At 68.8% G+C, this 6,844-nt stretch carries 4 protein-coding genes; all 4 read left to right on the forward strand.

Going from position 1 to position 6,844, the window contains the following annotated elements; translation table 11 throughout:
• A partial coding sequence (locus tag AC1DZ6_RS15625; protein WP_477098076.1) for a beta strand repeat-containing protein occupies nucleotides 1-2,973 on the forward strand: 2,973 nt, incomplete at its 5' end.
• 137 nt (nucleotides 2,974-3,110) lie between these two features.
• On the forward strand, nucleotides 3,111-5,072 hold the full coding sequence (locus tag AC1DZ6_RS15630) for a ferritin-like domain-containing protein (RefSeq protein ID WP_477098077.1): 1,962 nt from the start codon (nucleotides 3,111-3,113) through the stop codon (nucleotides 5,070-5,072).
• Nucleotides 5,072-5,965, forward strand: coding sequence for an MNIO family bufferin maturase (gene bufB, locus AC1DZ6_RS15635; protein WP_477098078.1), 894 nt, complete (start codon nucleotides 5,072-5,074; stop codon nucleotides 5,963-5,965). The genes AC1DZ6_RS15630 and bufB overlap by 1 nt, the downstream gene beginning before the upstream one ends.
• Nucleotides 5,958-6,785, forward strand: a complete 828-nt coding sequence (locus tag AC1DZ6_RS15640; protein WP_477098079.1) for an HvfC/BufC N-terminal domain-containing protein — start codon at nucleotides 5,958-5,960, stop codon at nucleotides 6,783-6,785. The genes bufB and AC1DZ6_RS15640 overlap by 8 nt, the downstream gene beginning before the upstream one ends.
• Nucleotides 6,786-6,844 lie beyond the last annotated feature (59 nt).

Consider the following 6,844-nt stretch of genomic DNA (forward strand, 5'->3'; position numbering starts at 1 on the left):
GGCTCAGGCTACGTCAATGTCGGAACCGACCAGGCGACCTACACCCTGGGCGACAGCGACGTCGGCGGCGTGGTCCGTGTGGTGATCAGCTACACCGACGGCCAGGGCTTCGCCGAGACGGCGACCAGCGCCTCGACGGCGGCGATCACCAACGTCAACGACCCGCACACCGGCGGGGTGTCGATCACCGGCGGAGCGTTCGTGGGCCAGGTCCTGAACGCGGGCTCGACCCTGGCTGACGCCGACGGCCTGGGCACGCTGCACTACCAATGGCAGCGCGACACCGGCTCGGGCTTCGTCAATGTCGGGACCGACCAGGCGACCTACACGCTCACCGGCGCCGAGCTGGGCGGCGTGGTCCGCGTTGTGACCTCCTACACCGACGCCCAGGGCACGGCCGAGTCGGCGACCAGCGCCGCGACGGCGACCGTTCTGCCGGCCAATGGTCCGCACACCGGCGGGGTCAGCGTCACGGGCACGGCGACCGAGGATCAGGTCCTGACCGCCAACACCGCCAGCCTGGCCGATCCCGCCGGCCTGGGCGCGTTCCACTATCAGTGGCAGCGCAGCCTGATCGGCGGGGGCTACGCCAATGTCGGAACCGACCAGGCCACCTACACCCTGGGCGACGCCGATGTCGGCGCCCAGATCCGCGTGACCGTCAGCTTCACCGACGGCCAGGGCGCGGCCGAGACCGAGACCAGCGCCGCCACCACGGCCGTGGTCAATATCAACGACGCGCCGACCGGGGCGGTGACGATCACCGGCACGGTCGCCGAGGACCAGGTCCTGACGGCCAACACCTCGACCCTGGCCGACGCCGATGGGCTGGGTCCGTTGCATTACCAGTGGCAGCGCAACACCGGCGGCGGCTTCGCCAATGTCGGGGCCGACCAGGCGACCTACACCCTGGGCGACTCCGACGTCAGCGCCACGATCCGCGTGGTGGTCAGCTACACCGATCTGCGAAGCACGCCGGAGACCAAGACCAGCGCCGCCACCGCGGCGGTCGCCAACGTCAATGACGCGCCCACCGCCGCCAACGACGCCAACGCGGTAACGCAGCGCCTGACCACGGCCCTGGCCTCGGTTCGCGGCAACGACGGCGACATCGACACCGGCTCCGCGTCGCTCACAGTGACCAACGTCGCCTTCAACGCCACCCATGTGGACCAGGTCGTCGTGGCCGGCGGCACGGTGGTGAACGGCGCCTATGGCAAGCTGACGATCAATCCGGACGGCACGTACACCTACAAGGCGGACGGCGAGGGCCTGGTCGTCGGCCAGACCGGAATCGACAAGTTCGACTACACGATCAAGGATCCTTCCGGCGCAGCGGCGACGGCTCAGCTGGCCGTCACCGTCACCGGCTCGGCGACCGGCGACGCCAACGCCAACATCCTGATCAGCGACGCATCGGCCCACACCCTGACGGGCAAGGGCGGCGCTGACACCGTGACGGGCGGCGGCGGAGCGGACGTCTTCGCTTACGAGGCGGTCAGCGACAGCACGATCGCCGCCTTCGACACCATCACCGACTTCGCCCACGCCTCGGATACGCTGTACCTGACGCCGTTGATCACCGGCTCGACCAAGCTGACCCTGACCTCGGACGGGACCGACAAGATCCTGTCCATCGATCAGAACGGCGACGGTGCGGCGGACGGTCAGATCAAGCTGCTGGGCCAGGGCCTGGAAGTTTCCGACATCGTCACCGGGGTGGCCGGCTTCGGCTTCACGATCAACGGTTCGGCCGCCAGCGAGATCCTGACGGGCGGTTCGGGAGCCGACATCATCAACGGTTCGGGCGGCGCCGACACCATTCGCGGCGGCCACGGCGGCGACGCCCTCACCGGCGGAACGGGGAGCGACACCTTCGTCTATGACGACGGCGACTCGCCCATCCTGCACTGGGACGTGATCACCGACTTCCAGACCGGTCAGGACAAGCTGGACCTCAGGGCGGCCGACGACGGCATCGTCATCCTCGCGCGGTTCGGGGCCAGCACCTTCATCTATTTCGGCGCCCTGGGAAACTCGAGCGTCATCCAGGTCTTCGGAGACATCAGGACCTCGGACCTGCTGGTCAGTAACGGCGTCAAGTTCTCGATGTTCGGCGACGACGGAAGCCATGGCAGCAGCGGCGTCAGCAGCGACAGCCTCTCGGGCGGCGGCGGGGACGACGTCCTGGTGGGCGGCACGACCGACTCCGTCCTGGCCGGCGGCGACGGGGCCGACATCATGTACGGCGGCGCCGCGCATGACACCTTCCGCTACGACTCCATCTCGAACTCCAACTTCAGCGCCTACGACAGCGTCATCGGCTTCACCCCCGATCAAGACAAGATCGACATCTCGGCGATCGACGGCGGCAAGGTCACCATCGCGCGCTTCGCCGGGACGACCTTCATCTACTCGGCCCCGGACAGCGGCGGGAACTTCCAGTCGGTGATCACGGTCTCGGGGACCTCGCTGAAGGCCACCGACGTCATCGCCAGCGGCGGGGCCACCCAGGCCTTCACGATGGTCGGCGACAGCTCCAGCCACGCCATCGCCGACACCCTGGTCGCGGGCGCCGGCAACGACATCCTCTACGGCCTGGACGGGAACGACATCCTGATCGGGGCCGGCGGGGCCGACTTCATGCTCGGCGGGGTTGGGGCGGACACGTTCGTCTACAACGCGCCAGCCGACAGCTCGCCCTTTGCTTCGGACCTGATCTTCGACTTCAGCCACGACGAGGCCGACAAGCTGGACCTGAGCGGCATCGACGCCAATTCGGGGACGGGCGCCAACGACGCCTTCTCGGTCGTCACCAGCTTCTCCAGCGTGGCGGGCCAGCTGATCATCGCCGCGCCGGACGCCTCGGGCTACTACCACGTCTCGGGCGATGTGAACGGCGACGGCGTGGCCGACTTCATGATCGCCCTGAAGGTCACCGGCACGCTCACCTCGGCCGACATCCTGCTGTAAAGCGTTCGCGGCCAGATCAATCTTGAGTGTTGATCTGGCCGCGCCTCAACCTAAGATGCTGATCGATCGGGTCGAGTCGTCCCGGTTGCGCCGGCCGCCCTGGAGGGCGTTCGCCGGTTTCAGATCGGAGGACCGCCGTGACCCGCACCCTCAGCGCCAGCGCTCAGGCGCCGCGCGATCCCGCCCTCAAGACGATCGACAAGATGGCCCTGCGGGCGATCGCCCAGGCGGCGGTCGATGTCGAGCTGTTCACGATCCCGCTCTACATGACCAGCCTCTATTCGATCCAGGGCATGCACGCGATCACGGGGCAGGGGAACGACTTCTACCAGGGTCGGCTGTGGCCGGGATCCAAGACCTCGGCCAATCCCGTCACCGCCAACGACCAGGCCTTCAACCTGGTGTTCTCGGTGTTCATCCAGGAGATGCTGCACCTGCAGATGGCCGCCAACATGGCCACGATCCTTGGCGTCAGTCCCAACTTCACCGACACCGCCCTGCAGGACGATCGTCACGGCTGGACCTGCTACGGGCCGGCCAACAGCGTGATCCCCAATATCATCGACCTGAAGGACACGATCCACCACGAGGACGTGCCGGTGAACGTGGGGCCGCTGTCGGACGTCCTGCTGCGGCTGTTCATCGCCATCGAGCAGCCCGAGATCGACGCCCGCGCCAACATCAAGCCCGGGAAGGAGAAGGACTACTTCCCCAAGGCGCCGTTCGCCGACTGGAAGCCCGGCCAACCCTTGCCGCGGTTCGGCACGATCGGCTGGATGTACCAGTGCTATTACGACTATCTGAGCCTGGCCTACAGCGACGGCTCCACGCTGTGGGACGCGCTGTTCACGCCCACGGCCGTGCAGAACGACCTGTTCAACAGCTTCTCCTCGCCCGGCCATCCGATGCGCGAGTTCATGGGCTTCGAGACCACGATCGCCACCACCGACCAGGCCATCGCCTTCGAGCAGATGATCTCGATGATGGACGCCATCACCGACCAGGGCGAGGGCAGCGAGATCCAGCGGCGGCCCCAGCTGCTGCAGGCGGTCAAGCCCAAGTACCAGCCCTCGGACACCGCCCTGCGCGCCGACTATCCCAGCTATGACGACGCCGGAAAGCAGATCCCCTCGGCCGACGCCGTGGCCCGGTTCGACAACGATCCGATGGACCACTACGAGCGCTTCAAGAAAGTGCAGGACCTGCTGCCCCAGGTCGTCACCTGGCCGATGTGGCTGGAGAAGAACAAGGCCTGGACCGCCCAGGAACTTCAGGGTCCGGACTATGATCCGTCCAATCCTCTCAAGCTGCCGACCCCCGACGAACTGGCGGCGGCGCTGAACGCCTTGAACCAGCCCGCCGCCCAGGCCGAGAGCCACAAGCTGCTCAGCGAGGCGGTGATCGGGGCGATCGCCGGCGTGACCACCGTGCTCAACGACTACTGGAACCCGCCGGCCACCGGCCCGGTGCAGTTCCCGTTCCCGTCGATGGCCGGCTCGGGCGACCGGATGTCGATCGCCTGGGCGGTGCTGGGCCTGACGCCCGACCTGTCGATCGGCCTGGACCCGCCGCAAAAGGGCAAGCTGTATCACTCGTGCCAGGCGCTGGACCTGGACGCGACCGGCGACAACACCTGCGCCGCGGTCGAGATCTTCCACACCTGCCGGGGCTCCAACCTCTGCCACGCCCAGGGCGGCTGCGGCTTCGTCCAGCCGGTGGGCGGCGGCGGCAACTGCGGCACGGCGGTGGTGACCCGAGGCTTCGGCGGCGGCTGCGGCCTGCCGCCCCAGAAGCTGTACTCGGCCCCCAGCGACAACAAGTGCGGCGGGTTCGGCGGCTGCGCCGTCCCGATCTCGGCCTCCCAGGTGTTCCCCAACACCGGCCGTATGCAGCTGTACGACTTCGTTGAAGGCAGCGAGGGCAAGGACGGCTGGCAGTCCGTGCCGTTCGGCGATCCGATGATCTACCAGCGCGGCGAGAAGGTGCACGATGTGGCCTATCGCGCCTATCAGGCGGTGATGGAGCACAGGGGCAAGACGGTTCCGGCCGATCCTCCGGGCCCGGATAATCTGCGCCTCGTCTTCCCCCCTTCGACGTGATGGTCAGTCCCCGACCGCCAGCCCCACGCCTCGGCCTGCCCAACCTGGGCGACGGCGTGGGCCTGCGCGAACCGCATTTCCCGCACGTGATGGCGACCGCTCCGGCCGATTGGGGCGTCGACTGGTTCGAGGTGATCAGTGAGAACTTCCTCGATCACGCGGGCTACGCGGCCCACGTGCTGGAGGTCGTGACCGCCCATCGCCCCGTGGTCATGCACGGGGTGTCGCTGTCGATCGGCGGCGCCGATCCGCTGGACGCCGTCTATCTGGACAAGCTGGCGGCCCTGGCCGAGCGCGTCCGCCCGGCCTGGATCTCGGACCATCTGTGCTGGACCGGCGTGGCGGGGATCAACACCCACGACCTACTGCCCCTGCCGCTGACCGAGGCCGCCCTGGCCCACGTGACCGATCGGGTGAAGGCCGTTCAGGATCGTCTGGGCCGGCCGCTGATCCTGGAGAACCCCAGCAGCTATCTGGAATTCCGGTCGTCCCAGATGCCCGAATGGGAGTTCCTGGCCCGGCTGGCGGAGGCTTCGGACTGCGGTCTGCTGCTGGACGTCAACAACGTCCATGTCAGCGCCTTCAACCATGGCTTCGACCCGATGGACTACATCGCCGGCATCCCCGCCGAGCGGATCGTGCAGGTGCATCTGGCCGGACCCAGCGACTTCGGCACGCACCTGATGGACACCCACGACGCCCCGGTGCCCGACGCGGTCTGGCCGCTTTACGCCGAGGTCCAGGCGCGAACCGGCGGGGTGTCGACCCTGCTGGAATGGGACGCCAACATCCCGGCCTGGGACGACCTGCTGGCCGAACTGGCCAAGGCGGACGCGGCGCGCAACGGCTGGCGGCCGGCCGGCGAGCGGATCCCCGCGCGCGCCCATGGTTGAGCCCGACCTGGCGAACCTGCAGCACTGGATGCAGGGCGCTATCCTGGGCGCGGTCCTGGGCCGGGCGGCGCCGCCGGGCCTGGACGACGTCATCGTCGGCGCCCCCCAAGGCCTGGGCGGCCTGACCGCCGCCCAGCGCCTGACGCTCTACGCCCGTGGCTATCGCGCCCGGTTGATGGAGTGCCTGGTCGCCGAGTTTCCGTGCCTGCGAGCCCTGGCCGGCGAGCAGGTGTTCGAGCTGTTCGCGGCCGGCTATGTCGCCGCGCGGCCGTCGACCGACCCCAGTCTCTATGGGCTGGGCGCGGGCTTCGCCGACTATCTGGAGTCCACGCGGCCTGTCGGCGACGAGAGCGCCTGCGCACTATCGGCCCTGCCGGCCGACCTGGCCCGCCTGGATCGGGCGCGGGCCGAAGCCCAGCGCGCGGTCGGGGTGGAGCGTCTGGCTGGACCGCCCCTGGCCGCCGGCCTGCTGCTGACGCCGGGCGCTCGACTGCGGCGGCCCGACACCGTGCGGCTGCTGACCTTGGGCTTCGATCCAGGACCGCTGCTGGCCGCCGTCGATCGGGGCGGACCGATCGATCCGCCGCCGCCTTGCCCGACCCCGGTCGCCGTGGCGCGCAGCCGTTATCGTGTCGCCGTCCATGCCCTGCCGACCTGGCGTCACGCCTGGCTGGAAGCGCTGGGCGAGGCGGGGGGCGACGTCCACGCCGCCGCCGCCCGCGCCGCCCAGGCCAGCGGTCGCGAGACTGGCGCGGTGATCGCCGACCTGGCGCTCTGGTTGCCGCTGGCTTCGGGTTTGGGATTGGTAGCGGCGGTCTAGGGCGTTCTGATTGGAATTCGCGACCCACAACGGTTGTCATCCCGGACGTAGCGCAGCGA

This window comes from Caulobacter sp. P1_B12_2 (assembly GCF_056406675.1).

Excerpts from the sequence above, each read along its gene's own strand:
- bufB (WP_477098078.1), top strand. The coding sequence starts at position 5,072 with ATGGTCAGTCCCCGACCGCCAGCCCCACGCCTCGGCCTGCCCAACCTG.
- AC1DZ6_RS15640 (WP_477098079.1), top strand. The coding sequence starts at position 5,958 with ATGGTTGAGCCCGACCTGGCGAACCTGCAGCACTGGATGCAGGGCGCT.